Raw genomic sequence first — 19,286 nt, 5'->3', positions numbered from 1 at the left:
TTCTTTGGATAACTACCGGTTATACGCAGTAAAAGAGGGTAGTTATCCACAAAATAAACGAGCGGAAAAGGATAAAATCAGCATGTTCCACTGGGGATCGTCACTATTTCGCGATCCCCAGCCCCCTTCAGATCGCCTTTTTCCAGCTTTCCAGCCAGGCTTCCGCGGGATCTTCAGGGATCTCATGCTCCAGCACATCAATCTCCAGACGATCTCCGATCTGGCGGGCACCCTGAGCAATTAACAGGGCTTCAATCTGGCGGATCGCGCCACAAAAGAGATCATATTCATGATTGCCGAGTCCGATGGCACCAAACCGGACCTGCGAGAGATCGGGCTGGCTTTCCGTGATGGCTTCGAACAGCGGCAGCAGGTTATCGGGAATATCGCCTGCACCGTGAGTTGAACAGACCACCAGCCAGATACCCTCATGTGGCACTTCATCCAGCTCCGGGCCATGCAGCATCTGCGTTGAGAAGCCCGCTTCCTGTAATTTTTCTTCCAGATGTTCAGCCACATACTCTGCGCTACCCAGAGTACTGCCACTGATTAAGGTGATATCGGCCATCTTGCTCTCCCGGACATTAAGGCGAGCATTGTACGCTGTGATCAAGCGGTGATCCACCTGTGGACAACAGGGTTAATAGATTAAGAGAAGCGAACGCAGCCGTTGCCAGCCGCCACATTCGTCAGGGATAAGATTATGCACAAGGCGGAGAAGGATCAGGGCTTGATAGTGCGCATGATCGGGTTTTGCAGCGAGATCAGCGTTTCTGTCGACTGAATTTCATCTATGGTCTGGATCTTGTTGATCAGCACCTGTTGCAGGGCATCAATGGACCGGCACATCACCTTAATAAAGATGCTGTAGTGGCCGGTGGTGTACCAGGCTTCAACCACTTCATCCAGCGCATCCAGTTTGCTCAGCGCCGCCGGATAGTCACGCGCGCTCTTAAGGATGATGCCGATAAAACAGCAGACATCAAACCCCAGCTGGCGCGGATCGATATCAACCCGGGTGCCCAGGATAATGCCCGCCTGCTTCATCTTCTCCACGCGGACATGAATGGTGCCGGGGCTGACGTTAAACTGTTTTGCCAACTCGGCGTAAGCAGTGCGCGCATTGTCGAGCAGGGCATTCAGAATGCCGCGATCCAGGTTATCGAGCTGCAGATGTTCGGCCATGGCCATCCTCGTTATTGGTCTGCTTAAGTAAACAAGGATGAATGTGCAGCAAAATAGTGGTTCAGGCAACTCCCGGCAGCGACGGGCGTCGCTGCCGGTTCACTTAGCGTTTGCGCCAGACGGTGACCTGCGCCAGCGTGTGCTGGAACTTGCGGGCCGTTTCGCGGATCACAAACGGTTTATCCTGCGGTTCATCGACCAGGTCGAAGTCGGCCGCCAGCAGACGTTGCAGTGCCTGCAGCGTCGTCAGTGCCTCACCGTTTTCACGCACGCCGCCCAGCCAGTTCTCCTTCGGCGTGAAATCCTCCAGCCAGGTATAGGGCGATGAGAGCACCAGAATGCCGCCCTGACGCAGCATCGGCGTGACATCCCGCAGGAAGCGTGCGGGCTGACGCAGGCGATCGATCAGGTTGGATGCAAGTACCAGATCGTAACGGGCGGGTTGCGGCTTAAGGTTACAGGCGTCGCCCTGAACAAACTGAATCCGCTGCGCCAGTTCGCTCTCCAGCGCGAAATCTTTCAGGCGAACCTGGCGATACTCCACCAGATCGCCTTCCTGTGGCAGGAGATAACGGAAGTCTTCGCCGCTGGCCAGCTGAAGCGCCACATCGATGAAGCGCGCCGAGTAGTCCATGCCGGTGACACGTTCAAAGTGGCGGGCCAGTTCAAAACTGGCGCGTCCGGTGGCACAGCCGATATCCAGTGCCTCGCCGCGTGCTGTGGTGTAGTTCAGCGCCAGGTTTACCAGGCTTTCGGCATAGTTATCCACGCCGAAATAGCGCGGGCCATACTGGAAGTCGAGGTATTGCGACACCATGGCGTCAGATTCATACGGGTTCAGCGCCATGGTTTCCTGATGGCTGGAAACCACGTAGCGGAAACCGGCATGCTGGAAGAAGTGGCGGCGGAACGCATAGCGTGCCGATTTCAGCGCTTCGTTGCCGGTCGATATCCAGCTACCGCCTTTGATCAGCGAATGTTTGCCATCAAAGGTCGGGGTAGAGAAATCATCGTAAAGCGGGTGGACTTTAAAACCTTCAAAGCCGTTGGTCGGCGTGGTCGTCCACTGCCAGACGTTACCGACGATATCGAAGAAGTCGCCCTGGGCGAAGAGATCGACCGGTGAAGAGGAAGCCCAGTACGCCAGGTTAATGTTGCCCGGTGCCCGATCCCAATCCGGCTGATCGCCCGCGACCTGTTCGCGCAGCTGAGCCCACTCCGCTTCACAGGGGAGCTGAACACTCATTCCCGTCTGATCCGCTTTCCAGCGGCAGAAGGCCGCCGCTTCCAGCTGGTTAACCTCGGCTGGCCAGTCCCACGGCATTGCGACTTCTTCACACATCAGACGCAGTTTAAGCTGATCGGGCATCGCAGGCGTGCCGACCCAGAAGGTGGGCATCTCCGCTTTAGCAAACTGACACCAGCCCCAGCCTTCGTCATCCCACCAGCGAGCGTCCTGATAACCCCCCGCCTCAACGAACGCCAGGAATTCCGCGTTGCTGACCAGCATTTTGCTCGCCCTGAACGGCTGCAGCGCGATCTGCTGGCGGCCATATTCGACATCCCAGCCATAGGTATCGTCGGTTTTACCCAGCGTGACCGTGCCGCCGGGCATCGGCAGCAGGGTATTGGCCGGAACAGCCTCGCGCTGGTGGCGCGCCATCGGGCAGACCGGCCACGCGGGCTGGGGTTTCACCCACCCGACCGGTAACTGGCGTATCAGTACGCTGGACGTTTCCAGATGAATACGCTCATGCTCAATGCCCATCAGGATCACCCAGGCCGGACTCTCCCAGGTGATCGGCAGAGTCAGCGGCAGGGTCTGGATCAGATCGCTGACCAGCGCTTTAACGCGCCCGCGGTATTCGCGGACTTCTTCGACAGTGGGCCAGTCATAGTGGCTGTCGTTGAGATCGTCCCAGCTCATCTCATCCACACCAATCGCCATCATCGCTTCGATACGATCGTCCAGACGCGCGTCGATAAGGCGTCCGGCCATCAGCTTATTAATGTAGAAGGTAGCGGTGTGGCCAAAATAGAAGATTAAAGGATGGCGCAGCGGAATGGCTTTGGTAAACCAGGCCTGGGAATCGGCCAGACAGGTAAACAGACTTTCATACTGTTCCCAGGTCTGGTGGAAATAGGCCAGCAATTCGGCACGTTTTTGTTCAATGTTATGGCCGGAGAGCAGTAGCGTTCGCGTCGGCGCAGGCAGATCGCGATGAGGTTGAGCAAGCGTCACAGGAAGCTCCAGATTGCTGAGTAAGTGAAACGGTAATTTACTATAGCAAATATGCATTTCTGCCCGATGACTTAACGCCGCCAGTGACGCAGCAGACGGCTTTTCATGCCGGTATCGAAACGCCAGATATGGTCGAAGATGCGCAGAATGCCTGGTTTCCCGTGGGCCGACATAGCCACGGCGTGAAAACGTTGCTGATTATTTCGCTGACGCGTTTTAATAGTCCCGATCACCTCTTCCGGCAGACGCTGGGCAATAAAATCGGAGACGATCACCGCATCGGCTTCCTGCCACAGTGCACCTTCCATCCGGGTCACAACGGAAGAGAGGCAGGCTGCCAGATCGGTGCCGCCGCGAAAGCGCTGACTGAGAAAGCGAATCGCCTGTTCCAGCCCGTCATCACCGGTCAGTTCATAGCCGATCACCTCATGCGCAAACAGCATGATGTAGCAGCGACGGCGATCGGCCAGCGCGACTTTCAGCAGCGCCAGACAAAACGCTTTGGCGCAGCGCTCATTGAAGCCACCCATCGAACCCGAGGTATCGACGCAGACGATGAAAGGCCCGCGTGGCTGCTCTTCATGCTGCTGGTGGCTGGCCGGACGCATCGTGACCTTTTCATGCCAGGCATCGCCCTGCAGCTTGTAGGTCAGCAGCCGTTTCTCTACCAGCCGCCGGTAAAACTCCAGCTCCAGTTCACTGATACTCAGCGCAGCTAACTCCGGCGGCAGCAGACGCAGCACGTCATCGCTCTGGTGAATGCCGCTGACCTCCTCCGGCACGGCCGCAGGTTCCTGCACCATATGGTGAAAGGCCTCCATAGGGGCATCCTGCGACGGCACCGATTTTGCCTCGCGGCTGCGACCCAGCTGCTGGGCCAGTTTCAGCAGCTCCGGCTGCTGCGCCAGAAAGTCGCCATATTGCAGCATCAGCTGATAGTCGCCAGGCTGCAGTGACGCTTTGCTCATGTCCCACAGCCGGCCAGCGGCGGCTTCGTCATCGTCGCCGAGAATCGGTGCCAGCTGACCGCTCAGCGCCATACGCTGCTGCAGTTCCGCCAGCAGGCGTTCGCGCTGCTGCTCCAGCAACGTCTGATTCAGCGTCAGGGTCTGTAAGGTCAGGCTCAGCCGCCAGCGCTGTAGAAAAAGCTGGTGCTGCGCGCTGCTGAGATGGCTGATATCGGTGTGCTGCAGCAGCCGGTTGGCTTCATCCAGAAAAGGGGAAGGCAGGCTTTCAAGCGCCTGAAGCGTGGCATTCAGCTGGTGGCTGAATTCACGATCGCTGAGGAGTTGTACCCGCTGGAACAGCTGAAACTCTTCGGCCAGCGTGGCCGGAACCGGCGTGGCTTTGAGCTCAGCGTTAATCTCCGCTCGCCAGCGTGGCACATCGCGCAACAGCGCTTTTTTCAGCCCGGGAAACTTTTCAAAAAACAGCGCCAGCTGTGGAGACGCCAGCAGGGCAATAATCAGCTCTTCAATCAGTTCGGTTTCACCCACGGAGAGCAGTGTGCTGAGCGTCTCCAGTGGGATCATTTACGCGCCTGTTTCAACTGTTCCGCCACATCCTGCAGGCTGGTTTCAACGTGCGCCAGCCAGTCATCACTGATAAACAGGCAGCGCTGATGCTGGCTGAACAGATGACGCTGCGACCGCAGTTCACTCTCCAGTGCATCCAGCGCTTCGGTGATCTCACCGGGCAGCGGCTCGCTGTTGCTGACGCCAGGCAGTGTCAGACGCGACGATTGCAGGCTGACATCACGGATAGCCAGGCAGTGCTGTGCATCCACCTGTAAATCCAGACTCTGCGCAAAGCCAATTCCATTGAGCTTGCCGCGAACCTCGCCCCCTTTCTGCAGCCACTGATTCAGTGCATCACGCGCGATAACCAGATGTGTCACCTGCATGTCATGCAGCATCAGCGGCTTTTGCAGCATCAGCGTCAGTTGCTCATCAGTGAAGCTTTCCGGCAGATCGTAATGGGGTTTGCGACTGAACATCCCACTGTGTTTTTCCAGGGTGATCGCCTGTGCGATGCTCTGTTGCTGCTGCAGAGCCATGCGACGCGCTTTTATCTGATGCAGTTTCAGCAGCATCGGCTGCTGCTGCCAGGCGTGCTGTGTCATCAGCTGATCGATTTCGCGCTCCAGCAGCTGCATGGACGCGACGTCGTGCCAGAGGCAATCTTTTAGCAGGATCAGGTCTATCGGCGCAATGGCGCTGCGGCCACTGTAAAAGGCACTGGCCTGCAGCAGATGAATAGCTTTTTTCCAGCGACGATCGGAAATATAGGGCGCGGCGGGCTGGCTTTCCAGTTGCTGGCGCAGCTGATAAATCAGCTCGAACACCGCATCCGGGAGGCTGACCTGACTGATGCCGAGCTGCCACTGCGCATACTCCTCATCACTGATGCGCAGGGATTCCGCGACCGGATTTGTGTGCTCATCCTGCTGATGGGTCAGCATGCTGCGAAAGTTCTGCTTCTCATGCACATTATCCAGCCACAGGCGGATTAGCATCCGGTCATAGAGCGCTTCAAGGCCGCTGTCCGCTTCCGGCATTTCATTAGAGGCGGTGACCAGCAGACGCATCGGAATGGCCTCTTCGCTGTCGCCATTGCGGAAGCGGCGTTCGTTGATAGCGGTCAGCAGGGTATTCAGAATCGCCGGGCCGGCTTTCCAGATCTCATCCAGAAAAACAATCTCCGCGTCGGGCAGATAACCTTTAGTGAGGCGCTGATAGCGCCCTTCATCCTTCAGTGCCTGAATAGATAGCGGGCCAAACACCTCTTCCGGTGTGGAGAAACGGGTCATCAGATATTCAAAGGCGCGGGCGTGCTGAAAGGCATATTTCAGGCGGCGGGCAATCAGGCTCTTGGCGATGCCGGGCGGTCCCAGCAGGAACACGCTTTCACCGCTCAGCGCTGCCAGCAGGCAAAGGCGGATGGCATGATGTCGCTCATACAATCCTTTTTCTAACGCATTGCTAAGGCGAGAAATTCTTTCTGCCAAAAGATGGGGTTGAGCCATAATCACTTCAATGTCCTTACGATCGTCGGGCCGCCGCGCTTCAGCAAGCGCCTTACTCTATAGATCATCATGCGTGAAAGCGTTGATAGCTGTCAGCTTTTTTGTTTCATAAGGTTTGCCTGCTTTGAAAGCGGCACTGATTAACGCTTTAATGCCTGAAACCACCCCGTTACCCTGGCAGACAGGCGAAGCGGGTATAGGAATTTTCGGCAAACCGTGCATACTGTGCGCTTTTTGATGGCCTGAGCGAGGGGTTGTTGCGCCTCTTAGACTCCAACAAAAGATAACTCTATGAGCTCGGATAATAAGCAGTCACTTCGCGGATTAACGCTGGCCGCTATTGGTGTTGTTTACGGGGATATCGGCACCAGTCCGCTGTATACCTTGCGTGAATGTCTCTCCGGACAGTTCGGCTTCGGCGTTGAGCGGGAAGCGGTGTTTGGCTTTTTGTCGCTGATTTTCTGGCTGCTGGTGCTGGTGGTATCACTGAAGTACATCAGTTATGTGATGCGCGCCGACAATGCCGGTGAAGGCGGTATTCTGACACTGATGTCGCTGGCGGGCCGCCATACGGGTGCACGCGCCACGGCAGTGCTGGTGATCATGGGCCTGATTGGCGGCAGCTTCTTCTATGGGGAAGTGGTGATCACGCCGGCCATTTCGGTGATGTCAGCCATTGAAGGTCTGGAGATTGCCGCGCCGTCGCTGGATCCCTTTATTGTGCCGATGTCGATTGCGGTGCTGACGCTGCTGTTTGCGATTCAGAAACATGGCACCGGCATGGTGGGCAAACTCTTCGCGCCGGTGATGCTGGTGTGGTTCCTGGTGCTGGCGATCCTTGGGGTCAGCGGCATCATGAAAAACCCGGAAGTGCTGCATGCGCTGAATCCCGCCTATGCGGTCGAGTTCTTCCTGCACTATAAATCTGTCTCATTCTTCGCGCTTGGCGCGGTGGTACTGGCGATTACCGGGGTTGAAGCGCTGTATGCCGATATGGGTCACTTCGGTAAAGTGCCGATCCGACTGGCCTGGTTCTCGGTGGTGCTGCCGTCGCTGGTCCTGAACTACTTTGGTCAGGGCGCGCTGTTACTCAGCGATCCCAAAGCGATTAAAAACCCTTTCTTCCTGCTGGCGCCGGACTGGGCGCTGATCCCGATGCTGATTCTGGCGACGCTGGCCACGGTGATTGCCTCGCAGGCGGTGATCTCCGGCGTCTTCTCGCTGACGCGTCAGGCGGTGCGACTGGGTTATCTGCCGGGGATGCGTATCATCCACACCTCTGAGCGCGAATCGGGCCAGATCTATATTCCGGTGATTAACTGGGTACTCTACTTCGCCGTGCTGATTGTGATTATCAGCTTTGAGCATTCAAGTAATCTGGCTGCGGCCTACGGTATCGCCGTCACCGGCACCATGGTGCTGACCGCGATGCTCTCCTGTACCGTGGCGGTTAAAAACTGGCACTGGAATAAGCTGGCGGTTGCCGTCATCCTGGTACTGATGCTCTGTATCGATGTGCCGCTGTTTACCGCCAACCTGGTGAAAATCTTCTCCGGTGGCTGGCTGCCGCTCTGTCTCGGCCTGGTGATGTTTATCATTATGACGACGTGGAAAAGCGAACGTTTCCGCCTGCTGCGCCGCATGCACGAGCATGGCAACTCTCTGGAGGCGATGATCGCGTCACTGGAGAAATCGCCGCCGGTTCGCGTGCCGGGCACCGCGGTCTATATGTCGCGTGCGCTGAATGTGATTCCGTTTGCCATGCTGCATAACCTCAAACACAACAAAGTGTTGCATGAGCGGGTGGTGCTGCTGACGTTGCGGACGGAAGATGCGCCTTACGTGCATAACGTGCGTCGCGTGACGATTGAGCAGCTGTCGCCCACCTTCTGGCGGGTGGTGGCCAGCTACGGCTGGCGCGAAACGCCAAACGTCGAGGAGATTTTCCACCGCTGCGGGCTGGAAGGGCTCAACTGCCGCATGATGGAGACATCGTTCTTCATGTCGCATGAGTCGCTGATTATCGGCAAACGGCCGTGGTATCTGCGCCTGCGTGGCAAACTCTTCCTGGCGCTGCAGCGCAATGCGCTCCGTGCGCCAGACCAGTTTGAGATCCCGCCAAACCGGGTGATTGAGCTGGGCACCCAGGTCGAGATTTGATCTGCAGTGCCCGCCTTACGAGGCGGGCGCTGACCAGCGCAGCGTAACGCATAATCCGCCGCCTGAGCGCTGGCTGAAGGTGACCTGCATCCCATGCAACTGGGCGATATTGCGGACTATCGATAATCCCAGCCCGCTTCCGCTCTTCTCCTGACCTGGCGGTCGCCAGAAACGTTCACCAAGCCGTTGCAGATCGGCTGCACTCAGACCTTCGCCGTTATCCTCTACCGACAGGCTGTTCGCCTGAAGCCGCACATCAACTTCGCTGCCCGCTGGCGTATAGCGAATGGCATTATCCAGCAGATTACGCACCAGCAGTGACAGTAACAGCGGATGCCCCTGAATCTGCGGATCGGCGTCAGCATGCAGCCGCAGCGTGACACCCGTTTTATCCGCCAGCGGCAGCTGTGCAGCCAGCGTCTCCTGGACCGTGCGTTTCAGCGCCACCGTTTCGAAGGCGCTGCGTGCATCATCAGCTTCAACCCGTGAGAGCGTCAGCAGCTGATCCACCAGCCGGGTTGCGCGGATAATGCCGGCATCCAGCTGCTGCAGCGCATGGCTTCGCATCACTTCATCATCCGCAGTCAGCTGGATCACCTCGCTTTGCACCTGCAGCGCCGCCAGCGGACTGCGCAGCTCATGTGCGGCATCAGAGGTAAAGCGCCGTTCACGCTGCATCATTGCGCTGATGCGGCTGAACAGACCATTGAGCGCGACCATCAGCGGTTGCACCTCTTTCGGCACGCGGTCTGCCTGCAGCGGCGTATCATCATCGGGCGCGCGCTGCGCCAGCTGCTGTGCCAGCGTCTTCAGAGGGCGCAGTTCAGACCAGACCAGACCGATCAGCAGCAGCAACATAAAGGGCAGCGCGATCAGCCAGGGCAGCATGCTGGCTTTCATCAGATCCCGCGTCATGTCGTCACGGTATTCGGACTCCTGACCCACCACCACCCGGAACTGCTGGTCGGGCGTAGTCAGCCAGACAAACCGCCAGCGATCGTCATCATTGGTGAGCTGACCCTCATGAAATCCCTGATACTCCGCCTCAAACGGCAGGTAGCGGCCATTGTCACCATCATTCATCACCTGCCGGCCGTCGCGCGTGAAGACGGCAAAGGCCAGGGCGTCGTCATCCTGATCGCCGCGATGGTGGCGCAGTATCTCTTTGGTTTTAGGCAGAGTGGCGTTGTCCAGCGAGGAGAAATCCAGCGTCAGCAGACGCTTGGCCAGCAGCATCTGCTGGGTATCGAAGAGCTCATCAAGGGTTTCACGTGTCTTATGCCAGGCACTCAGGCTGGCGCTGGCCCAGCAGATCCCGAGCAGCAGCACAAAACCGATACCCAGCCGCAGAAACAGGCTCATTGATCGCATTCAGCCGCTCCCAGGGTATAACCGACGCCGTGCAGCGTGCGGATAAACTGGCTGCCCAGTTTTTTACGCAGATGATGAATGTGAACCTCTACCGCATTGCTGGAGACATCGGCGTCCCAGTTGTAGAGCTTCTCTTCCAGCTGGCTGCGTGTCAGCACCCGGCCCGGGTTTCGCATAAACAGTTCCAGCAGCGCCAGTTCACGGCTTTTCAGCGCAATCGCCTCACCTTCGCGCATCACACTATGGCTGCCGGGGATCAGCACCACATTACCGTGCCGGAGTTCGGGCTGCAGCTGGCCATGACGGCGGCGGATCAGCGCCTGTAAGCGAGCAGCCACTTCGGTTAAGGCAAAGGGTTTACACAGATAGTCGTCGGCTCCCAGTTGCAGGCCTTCGACCCGCTGATCGAGCGCATCGCGTGCGGTCAGTATCAGTACCGGTACATCTTTGCCCTGCTGTCGCCACTGCCGCAGAATATCGAGCCCATCCCGCTCGGGCAGTGAGAGATCCAGGATCACCGCATCCCAGGGCGCGGCCTCCAGCGCGTTAAAGCCCGCCTCACCAGAGGTAAACCAGTCAACGCTGAAGCCCAGTTTACTCAGCCCCGCCTTGATACCGTCGCCAATTAAACGATCATCTTCAATCAGTAAAATACGCATCACGTCTCCCTGTTCCGATAGCGCTTTATACGAAGCAACTTCCTGCTTGTACAGCTGATTTCGGCGAAAATAGCTTATTTTTGCCTCTTAAGAAGCTGTTAAGAACTTTATGGTCAACTAAGCTCAACAAGACGAACCACATCATGGAAAAGAGGTGACAAAATGAAAAAGCACGCTGCAATTCTGGCCGTCGTAATGCTGGCTTCCGCCCCGGTTTTCGCTGCACAGCAGGGTGGATTTGTTGATCCCAGTGCGCCAGCCGCACAGACGCAGGCAGCAGCCGGTCAGGGTGGTTTCAGTGCCGATCACACCAGTGTGGTGACCGTAAAGCAGGCTGAAGAGATGAAAGATGACAGCTGGGTCACCGTGCGCGGTAAGCTGGAGAAACAGATCGGCAACGAAGATTATCTGTTCCGCGACCAGACCGGCACCATGAAAGTCGAAATCGACCACAAGCACTGGAACGGCCAGACTATTTCACCTAAAGACAACGTCGAGCTGACGGGTGAACTGGATAAAGATTTCAACAGCATTGAGATGGACGTTAAGCAGGTTAAGAAACTGCCTTAATCCTCTCCTCCGGGGCCGCGTTCGCGGCCCTTTTTTCAGCCCGTCCCCCGACTTAATACAAATTTCTCCCCGCGTGAGCGAAACGTTTCGATAGCGATCACAGATTTCTTCTTTGCCGGTTGAGTTGATGGCGGCTTTTCATACACTCCTGACAGCGAAACGTTTCGCTGTGGAGTGAAAAGATGAAAAAAGGTCGCTTGTTAAACGCTGAACTCTCTCATGTGATTGCCCGCCTGGGACACACGGATACGCTGACGATTGCCGATGCAGGCTTGCCGATTCCGGCCGGACCGCAGCGCATCGATTTAGCGCTCACGCCGGGTACGCCCGATTTTATGCAGGTGGTTAATGCTGTCGCACTGGAGATGCAGGTAGAGAGCGCCCTGATCGCGGAAGAGATTAAGCAGCATAATCCGCAACTTCATAGCGCGCTTGTCGCCGTGCTCGAAGCCTTGCAACAGCACCAGGGGAATATCATCACCATCAGCTACACCAGTCATGAACAATTCAAACAACAAACGCAGCGTAGTCAGGCGGTCATTCGCAGCGGAGAGTGCTCTCCGTTTGCGAATGTCATCCTCAGCGCCGGTGTGACCTTCTGAGGCCGCTATGCAACTTTTACTGCAACTCGACGGCATTGAAAAATCCTTTCCGGGTGTGAAAGCCCTCAAGGGGGCGTCGCTGAATGTCCGGGCAGGACGCGTGATGGCGCTGGTGGGCGAGAACGGCGCAGGCAAGTCCACCATGATGAAAGTGCTGACCGGCATCTATCAATATGATGCTGGTACGCTGCGCTGGCTGGGCAAAGAGACCCGTTTCAGCGGGCCGAAAGCGTCTCAGGAAGCGGGTATTGGCATCATTCATCAGGAACTGAACCTGATCCCTCAGTTAACCGTGGCGGAGAATATTTTTCTCGGCCGCGAATATGTCAGCCGTTTTGGCCGTATCCAGTGGCCGCGCATGTATGCCGAAGCCGATGCGCTGCTTAAACGGCTTAATCTGCGCTTCAACAGCCACAAGCTGGTGGGGGATTTATCGATTGGCGATCAGCAGATGGTCGAAATCGCCAAAGTCCTGAGCTTTGAGTCGCAGGTGATCATCATGGATGAGCCGACCGATGCGCTGACCGATACCGAAACGCTGTCGCTGTTCCGGGTGATCAACGAACTGAAAGCGCAGGGCTGCGGCATCGTCTATATCTCGCATCGCATGAAAGAGATCTTTGAGATCTGCGATGACGTCACGGTGTTCCGCGACGGTCAGTTTATTGCTGAACGCCCGGTCAGCGAGCTGACTGAAGAGAGCCTGATCGAAATGATGGTCGGCCGTAAGCTGGAAGATCAATATCCCCATATTGATCAGGCGCCAGGCGACGTGCGGCTGAAAGTGGAGAACGTCAGCGGACCGGGCGTGGATAACGTCAGTTTCAGCCTGCGCAAAGGTGAAATCCTTGGGGTTTCCGGCTTAATGGGCGCGGGCCGTACCGAACTGATGAAGGTGCTTTACGGCGCCCTGCCGCGTCGCGAAGGCACACTGTGGCTCAATGGTCGGGAAGTGGTGACGCGCTCACCGCAGGATGGGCTGGCTAACGGCATCGTCTATATCTCCGAAGATCGTAAGCGCGATGGCCTGGTGCTGGGCATGTCAGTAAAAGAGAACATGTCGCTGACAGCGTTAGGCTATTTCAGTCACGGCAGCGGCACGCTGAAACATGCGGCAGAGCAGCTGGCCGTGGGCGACTTTATCCGGCTGTTTAACGTTAAAACGCCTTCAATGGAGCAGCCCATTGGTCTGCTTTCGGGCGGCAACCAGCAGAAAGTGGCGATTGCCCGCGGGCTGATGACCCGGCCTAACGTACTGATTCTGGATGAACCGACACGCGGTGTGGATGTCGGCGCGAAGAAAGAGATCTATCAACTGATTAACCAGTTTAAAGCCGAAGGGCTGAGCATCATTCTGGTCTCCTCGGAAATGCCGGAAGTGCTGGGCATGAGCGATCGGATTCTGGTGATGCATGAAGGCCGTATCAGCGGCGAATTTACCCGAGAAGAAGCCACTCAGGAGAGCCTGATGGCAGCCGCCGTAGGCAAGCAACACAGCGAGGATTTAGTGGTATGACGACCCAAACTTTACCTGCCAGCCGTCGCTGGTTTAGCAAAAGCTGGCTACTGGAACAGAAGTCGCTGATTGCGCTGATGGTGCTGATCGCCGTGGTGGCCAGCCAGAGCCCGAACTTCTTTACCGTGGCGAACCTGTTCAACATTCTGCAGCAGACCTCGGTTAACGCCATTATGGCGGTCGGGATGACGCTGGTGATCCTGACTTCTGGTATCGACCTCTCTGTAGGATCGCTGCTGGCCCTGACTGGCGCGGTGGGTGCATCGCTGGTGGGTATGGAGGTCAATGCCCTGGTCGCGGTGGCGGCGTCGCTGGCGCTGGGAGCGGCAATCGGTGCCCTGACCGGCACCATTGTGGCGCGCGGCAAAGTGCAGGCGTTTATCGCCACGCTGGTCATGATGCTGCTGCTGCGTGGTGTCACCATGGTCTATACCGATGGCAGTCCGGTAAACACGGGTTTTAATGCCAATGCCGATCTGCTGGGCTGGTTTGGTATTGGTCGTCCGCTGGGTATCCCTGCGCCGGTCTGGCTGATGGCGCTGGTCTTTATTGCTGCCTGGTACATGCTGCAGCACACCCGCCTGGGCCGCTATATCTATGCGCTTGGCGGTAATGAAGCGGCAACGCGTCTCTCCGGTATCAATGTGAATCGCGTCAAAATCATCGTCTATTCACTGAGTGGCATGCTGGCAGCGCTGGCAGGCACCATTGAAGTGGCGCGCCTTTCTTCGGCACAGCCGACAGCGGGCACCGGCTATGAGCTGGATGCGATTGCTGCGGTCGTGCTGGGCGGAACCAGCCTGGCTGGCGGTAAGGGCCGTATTTTCGGCACCCTGATTGGCGCGCTGCTCCTCGGCTTCCTGAACAACGGCCTGAACCTGATGGGCGTCTCTTCGTACTACCAGATGATCGTTAAGGCGGTAGTAATCCTGCTGGCGGTGCTGGTAGATAATAAAAGCAGTAAATAACTCTGACCTTACACAGGATGACATGATGAAAAAGTTAACCGCACTGGCCGTGATCCTTGGCGCAACGCTCAGTAGCAGCGCTATGGCCAAAGATACTATCGCGCTGGTGGTTTCAACCCTGAATAACCCGTTCTTTGTTTCGCTGAAAGAGGGTGCGCAGAAAGAAGCGGACAAGCTGGGCTACAACCTGGTGGTGCTGGATTCACAGAACAACCCGGCGAAAGAGCTGGCTAACGTGCAGGATCTGACGGTTCGTGGCACCAAATTGCTGCTGATCAACCCAACCGACTCTGATGCTGTGGGCAATGCGGTGAAGATGGCTAACCAGGCGAACATCCCGGTTATCACGCTGGATCGCGTTGCGGCACAGGGCACCGTTGTCAGCCACGTCGCCTCCGATAACCGTTTCGGCGGTAAAATGGCCGGCGACTTCATCGCCAAAAAAGTCGGCGAAAACGCCAAAATTATCGAACTGCAGGGCATTGCCGGGACTTCTGCCGCCCGTGAGCGTGGCGAAGGCTTCAAACAGGCCGCTGATGCGCATAAATTCCAGATCCTCGCCAGCCAGCCAGCCGATTTTGACCGTACCAAAGGTCTGAACGTCATGCAGAACCTGCTTCAGGCACACCCGGACGTTCAGGCCGTATTCGCTCAGAACGACGAAATGGCGCTGGGTGCACTGCGTGCGCTGCAGACCGCCGGTAAAACTGGTGTGATCGTCGTTGGTTTTGACGGTACTGCTGATGGCGTTAAAGCGGTAGAAGGTGGCAAACTGTCCGCGACCGTGGCACAGATGCCAGACAAAATTGGCATGATCGGCGTAGATACCGCTGATAAAGTGCTGAAGGGTGAAAAAGTGAAGGCGATCAACCCGGTCGACCTGAAGCTGGTCACTCAATAACTCAAAGAAAAGCAGGGCACTGCGCCACCCTCCTGGTGGCGCACTTATTCCGGACTCCCCTAATGAGCAAAAACGCAAAACTGGCCGTTCTTGGCAGCATTAACGCTGACCACATCCTTAATCTGGCGCACTTTCCTCGTCCCGGTGAAACGGTGATCGGGCAGAATTATCAGATTGCGTTTGGCGGTAAGGGTGCGAATCAGGCTGTCGCCGCCGGTCGTGCTGGTGCCGATATCGCATTTATCGCCTGTGTGGGCGCTGACGACATTGGTGAACGTGTTCGTCAGCAACTGGCCCAGGACAATATTGATACCACGCCGGTCGAAGTGGTCGAGGGTGAGTCAACCGGCGTGGCGATGATTTTCGTCAATGGTGACGGTGAGAACAACATCGGCATCTACTCCGGTGCAAACGCGGCGTTAACACCCGCCTGCGTGACGCGCCATCAGCAGGTTATCGCCGACGCCGATGCACTATTAATGCAGCTGGAATCACCGCTGGAAAGTGTGCTGGCCGCCGCGACGCTTGCCCGACAGCATCAGACGCAGGTTATTCTCAATCCTGCACCCGCCACTCAGCTCTCAGATGAACTGCTGGCGTTGATCGACATTATTACCCCGAATGAAACCGAAGCCGAGAGTCTGACCGGCATTGCGGTCAGCAACGATGAAGATGCCGCCCGCGCTGCGGCAGTACTGCATGCGAAAGGTATCGGCACGGTTCTGATTACTCTGGGTCGCCGCGGTGTCTGGCTGAGCGAGCAGGGAGAAGGTCAGCGTATTGCTGGCTTCAGTGTTAAAGCTATCGACACCATCGCGGCGGGCGACACCTTTAATGGCGCCTTTATCACCGCGCGACTGGAGCAGAAAACGATGTATGACGCGGTGCGGTTTGCCCATGCCGCCGCTGCTATCGCCGTTACCCGCTCGGGTGCGCAGCCCTCCGTGCCGTGGCGCGCGGAGATCGATGAATTTTTGCAGCAGCAGGGCTAAGCATTTGAGCACCATGAAAGATGTCGCTCGCCTGGCGGGCGTCTCTACCTCCACTGTCTCGCACGTTATCAATAACAATCGCTTTGTTAGTGAAGGCGTGCGCGAAAAAGTTGAGCAGGCCATCCGCCATCTGAATTACGCCCCCTCTGCGCTGGCGCGCAGTCTGAAAATCAATCAGACGCACACGATCGGTATGCTTCTGACCACCAGTAGTAACCCATTTTATGCCGAAGTGGTGCGGGGTGTGGAGGAGAGCTGCTATCAGCGTGGCTACAGCCTGATTCTCTGTAACACGGCAGGTGATGAAGAGCGGATGAACCGCAGCCTGGAAACGCTGATGCAGAAGCGCGTCGACGGTTTATTGATTATGTGTACGGAAAGTCACCTGCCCTCGGCCGACATTCTGAACCGTTATCCCTCTATACCTGCCGTCATGATGGACTGGGCGCCGTTTGAAGGCCGTGGTGACATTATTCAGGATAACGCGCTGCTGGGCGGGGAGCTGGCGACTCAGCATCTTATCGACAGTGGTTATACCCGCATCGCCTGTATCGCCGGTCCACAGGATAAAACCCCGGCTCGTATGCGCCTGGAAGGTTATCGCAACGCCATGACAAAGAGTGGCCTGGCGATTCTGCCCGGCTATGTGGTAAATGGTGACTTTGAATTCCAGGGAGGCTACAACGGGATGGTCGAACTGCTGGCGCTGGAAACGCCGCCGGAAGCGGTTTTCACCAGCAACGATGCCATGGCGGTGGGCGTTTATCACGCACTCTATCAGGCCGGCATGCAGGTTCCGCAGCAGATGGCGGTAATGGGATATGACGATATCGAACTGGCGCGCTATCTCACTCCGCCACTGAGTACCATTCATCAACCGAAAGATGCGCTGGGTGAACTGGCGATAGACACCCTGCTCCATCGTCTCAGCAATCCCGACGCCAGTCAGCAAACGCTGGTGCTGACGCCGGAACTGGTGGTGCGTGGATCGGTTTAGCGCTTTTTCTTTTTGTCGCGATTACTGATCAGATTACGGCCATCGCCGTTTTTCAGCAGCATAAAGGTCAGCGCCGACAGTACTGTTACCACGCCCATGGTCATAAACGTGGCATGGAACTGTGAAATGGTGCTGGTTTCAAACTCCTGGTAGAAGCGCAGCACCGCGGCGCTGACGGCCACACCAAAACTGATCGCTAGCTGCTGAGTCACGGCCAGCACGCTGTTACCACCGCTGGCGTTATCATCATTCAGATCGGCCAGGGTGATGGTATTCATGGCGGTAAACTGCGTAGACATGGCCATACCGAGAATAAACAGCGGAAGTAAGAGCACGATGATGCTTTCAGCGGGCGACTGCAGAGAGAAGCTGGCGATCAGAATGCCAATAATGGCGGTAATGCCAACCAGCAGGCGGCGGTAACCCAGCCAGCGCAGCAGTTGCGTCACCGTCGACTTCGCCAGTATTGAACCAATGGCGATAGGTGCCATCATGCAGCCCGCGATAATCGCTGAATAGCCAAAGCCGACCTGCAACATGAGCGGCATCAAAAAGGGCACACAACCGGTGCCAAGACGTGACGCGATGTTGCCACCGATGCCCACTGAGAACGTCCGGGTTTTAAACATCGGCAGATTGATCAGTGGCGAAGGGTGATTTCGGGCATGCACTATATAAAGAAGCAAAAGCACAATCCCGCTGAGTAATATCCCGCCCGCCAGCCAGGCGGAAACAATCCGCTCGCCAAACAGTTCAATCCCAATCGAGATCATCACCAGTCCAGCCCCGAACAATAAGAAGCCGAAAAAGTCGAAGCGGCGCTTCGGCGTGGTGAAGTCCGGCATATATTTGCGTGCGTAGATAATGCCGAGAATGCCAATCGGGATATTAATCAGGAAAATCCAGTGCCAGGTCGCGTAGGTCACCAGCACGCCGCCCAGCATTGGCCCCAGTATCGGGCCAACTAATCCCGGCATGGTGACAAAGTTGAGCACCGGCAACAGCTCACTGCGCGGATAGGCGCGTAACAGCGCCAGTCGCGCGACCGGCATCATCATTGCGCCACCGACGCCCTGTATGATGCGCGAGATGACCAGTACCTGGAGTGTGGGAGAAAGTGCACAAGCCAGCGAGCCCAGGGTGAACAGCGAAACGGCAACGATAAATACCTTGCGCGTGCCGTAGCGATCGGCGAGCCAGCCGCTGACCGGAATCAACATAGCGACAGTCAGGGTGTAACTGATGACGGCGGATTGCATGGCCAGAGGAGAACGGTCGAGGCTGGTGGCGATAGCGGGCAGGGCAGTATTCAGTATGGTGGCGTCGAGTGACTGCATGAAAAAGGCCATGGCAGCTATCCATGGCAAACCAGCCATGCTGCGCGCGGATTTTATCATTGAGTATCCTTCCTGGGGTTATCCTGCGAGAAGAAGCAAAATAATAGCACCCGCATTAAGCAACGGCAGGTCTCTTTACAACGTTTAATGGCGATTTTTGTGCGTTATTCCGTCATGAAACGTCTCTTTTTAAGCCGTTCGTTTAAAAAAGATGCGCTCAGCAAATTAATTCAAAGAAACGCTTGTCAGCCCGCGGAAACTCCCTATAATGCGCCTCCATCGACACGGAACACCGGCAACGGGGAGCGGGTTGAAAGGCACAGGAGACTGCGCCGCCGGAGAAAAACTTCTGAAATAGAGGTTGACTCTGCAGGAGGAAAGCGTAATATACGCCACCTCGCGACAGGACGCTAACGCACTGTTCGCACTGCTCTTTAACAATTTATCAGACAATCTGTGTGGGCACTCGCAGGATTGATATCAGCGTCTCCGGACGTAAAAAATATCAAGCCTCACGAGTGAACACATAATGAAATTCATTATGACGTTTTACAGATGAGCACCGCTTAACTTGTTTAAGCAAATCAAACTTAAATTGAAGAGTTTGATCATGGCTCAGATTGAACGCTGGCGGCAGGCCTAACACATGCAAGTCGGACGGTAGCACAGAGGAGCTTGCTCCTTGGGTGACGAGTGGCGGACGGGTGAGTAATGTCTGGGGATCTGCCCGATAGAGGGGGATAACCACTGGAAACGGTGGC

Annotated in this window: 16 protein-coding genes and 1 rRNA gene; 9 read left to right on the top strand and 8 right to left on the bottom strand. The window is 56.5% G+C overall.

What is annotated here, in order from left to right; all coding sequences use genetic code 11:
* Window positions 1-127 precede the first annotated feature (127 nt).
* The 5 genes from mioC to ravA form a co-directional block, all read right to left on the bottom strand.
* Window positions 128-568, bottom strand: a complete 441-nt coding sequence (gene mioC / locus HFD87_RS16820; RefSeq protein WP_010258855.1) for an FMN-binding protein MioC — start codon at window positions 566-568, stop codon at window positions 128-130.
* Window positions 569-723: 155 nt separating this feature from the next.
* Complete coding sequence (gene asnC / locus HFD87_RS16815; RefSeq protein WP_003849496.1) at window positions 724-1,185, bottom strand: transcriptional regulator AsnC; 462 nt, start codon at window positions 1,183-1,185, stop codon at window positions 724-726.
* Window positions 1,186-1,288: 103 nt separating this feature from the next.
* Window positions 1,289-3,427, bottom strand: a complete 2,139-nt coding sequence (gene ovoA, locus HFD87_RS16810; protein ID WP_033759309.1) for a 5-histidylcysteine sulfoxide synthase — start codon at window positions 3,425-3,427, stop codon at window positions 1,289-1,291.
* Between the two features lie 71 nt (window positions 3,428-3,498).
* The gene (gene viaA / locus HFD87_RS16805) at window positions 3,499-4,959 is read right to left on the bottom strand and encodes an ATPase RavA stimulator ViaA (protein ID WP_033759308.1); all 1,461 of its coding nucleotides are present in this window, start codon (window positions 4,957-4,959) and stop codon (window positions 3,499-3,501) included.
* Window positions 4,956-6,452: an ATPase RavA gene (ravA, locus tag HFD87_RS16800; protein ID WP_167423704.1), complete on the bottom strand. Its 1,497-nt coding sequence runs from the start codon at window positions 6,450-6,452 to the stop codon at window positions 4,956-4,958. Before ravA ends, viaA begins: the two co-directional genes overlap by 4 nt.
* 291 nt (window positions 6,453-6,743) lie before the next feature.
* Between ravA and kup the strand changes: the two genes are divergently transcribed.
* Complete coding sequence (gene kup, locus HFD87_RS16795) at window positions 6,744-8,612, top strand: low affinity potassium transporter Kup (protein ID WP_010258849.1); 1,869 nt, start codon at window positions 6,744-6,746, stop codon at window positions 8,610-8,612.
* A 15-nt stretch (window positions 8,613-8,627) separates the two neighbouring features.
* Here kup and qseC read toward each other — a convergent pair whose 3' ends face one another.
* On the bottom strand, window positions 8,628-9,983 hold the full coding sequence (qseC, locus tag HFD87_RS16790) for a quorum sensing histidine kinase QseC (protein WP_181955688.1): 1,356 nt from the start codon (window positions 9,981-9,983) through the stop codon (window positions 8,628-8,630).
* A complete protein-coding gene (gene qseB, locus HFD87_RS16785) occupies window positions 9,971-10,642 on the bottom strand; it encodes a quorum sensing response regulator transcription factor QseB (protein WP_010258847.1) in 672 nt (223 codons plus the stop codon). The genes qseC and qseB overlap by 13 nt, the downstream gene beginning before the upstream one ends.
* A gap of 162 nt (window positions 10,643-10,804) precedes the next feature.
* Here qseB and HFD87_RS16780 point away from each other — a divergent pair, with 162 nt between their 5' ends.
* From HFD87_RS16780 to rbsR, 7 genes are all read left to right on the top strand, one after another.
* Window positions 10,805-11,212 carry a YgiW/YdeI family stress tolerance OB fold protein gene (locus HFD87_RS16780; RefSeq protein ID WP_010258845.1) on the top strand — a complete coding sequence of 136 codons (408 nt, stop codon included), beginning with the start codon at window positions 10,805-10,807 and terminating at the stop codon, window positions 11,210-11,212.
* 182 nt (window positions 11,213-11,394) lie between these two features.
* Entirely contained in the window at window positions 11,395-11,814 is a 420-nt protein-coding gene (rbsD, locus tag HFD87_RS16775) for a D-ribose pyranase (RefSeq protein WP_003849483.1), read from the top strand.
* A gap of 7 nt (window positions 11,815-11,821) precedes the next feature.
* Window positions 11,822-13,330 (top strand): ribose ABC transporter ATP-binding protein RbsA, encoded by a 1,509-nt coding sequence (rbsA, locus tag HFD87_RS16770; protein WP_010258843.1) that lies wholly within the window; start codon window positions 11,822-11,824, stop codon window positions 13,328-13,330.
* Window positions 13,327-14,298 carry a ribose ABC transporter permease gene (gene rbsC, locus HFD87_RS16765; protein ID WP_167423703.1) on the top strand — a complete coding sequence of 324 codons (972 nt, stop codon included), beginning with the start codon at window positions 13,327-13,329 and terminating at the stop codon, window positions 14,296-14,298. Before rbsA ends, rbsC begins: the two co-directional genes overlap by 4 nt.
* A 25-nt stretch (window positions 14,299-14,323) precedes the next feature.
* On the top strand, window positions 14,324-15,199 hold the full coding sequence (rbsB, locus tag HFD87_RS16760; protein ID WP_060681383.1) for a ribose ABC transporter substrate-binding protein RbsB: 876 nt from the start codon (window positions 14,324-14,326) through the stop codon (window positions 15,197-15,199).
* Between the two features lie 62 nt (window positions 15,200-15,261).
* Window positions 15,262-16,191 carry a ribokinase gene (gene rbsK, locus HFD87_RS16755; protein WP_010258835.1) on the top strand — a complete coding sequence of 310 codons (930 nt, stop codon included), beginning with the start codon at window positions 15,262-15,264 and terminating at the stop codon, window positions 16,189-16,191.
* A 13-nt stretch (window positions 16,192-16,204) separates the two neighbouring features.
* The gene (rbsR, locus tag HFD87_RS16750; protein ID WP_033759297.1) at window positions 16,205-17,188 is read left to right on the top strand and encodes a ribose operon transcriptional repressor RbsR; all 984 of its coding nucleotides are present in this window, start codon (window positions 16,205-16,207) and stop codon (window positions 17,186-17,188) included.
* On the opposite strand, the gene mdtD is transcribed toward rbsR, so the two are convergent.
* Window positions 17,185-18,585: a multidrug transporter subunit MdtD gene (mdtD, locus tag HFD87_RS16745; protein WP_010258829.1), complete on the bottom strand. Its 1,401-nt coding sequence runs from the start codon at window positions 18,583-18,585 to the stop codon at window positions 17,185-17,187. The genes rbsR and mdtD overlap by 4 nt on opposite strands.
* Window positions 18,586-19,117: 532 nt before the next feature.
* On the opposite strand from mdtD, the gene HFD87_RS16740 reads away from it, so the two are divergent.
* Window positions 19,118-19,286 (top strand): 16S ribosomal RNA (locus HFD87_RS16740); the annotation flags it as partial.

It is taken from the genome of Pantoea sp. EKM21T (assembly GCF_011800405.1).
GTDB lineage: Bacteria > Pseudomonadota > Gammaproteobacteria > Enterobacterales > Enterobacteriaceae > Pantoea > Pantoea agglomerans.
Note: the sequence above shows the minus strand (reverse complement) of the source record. Positions and strands in the feature narration are given on the sequence as shown.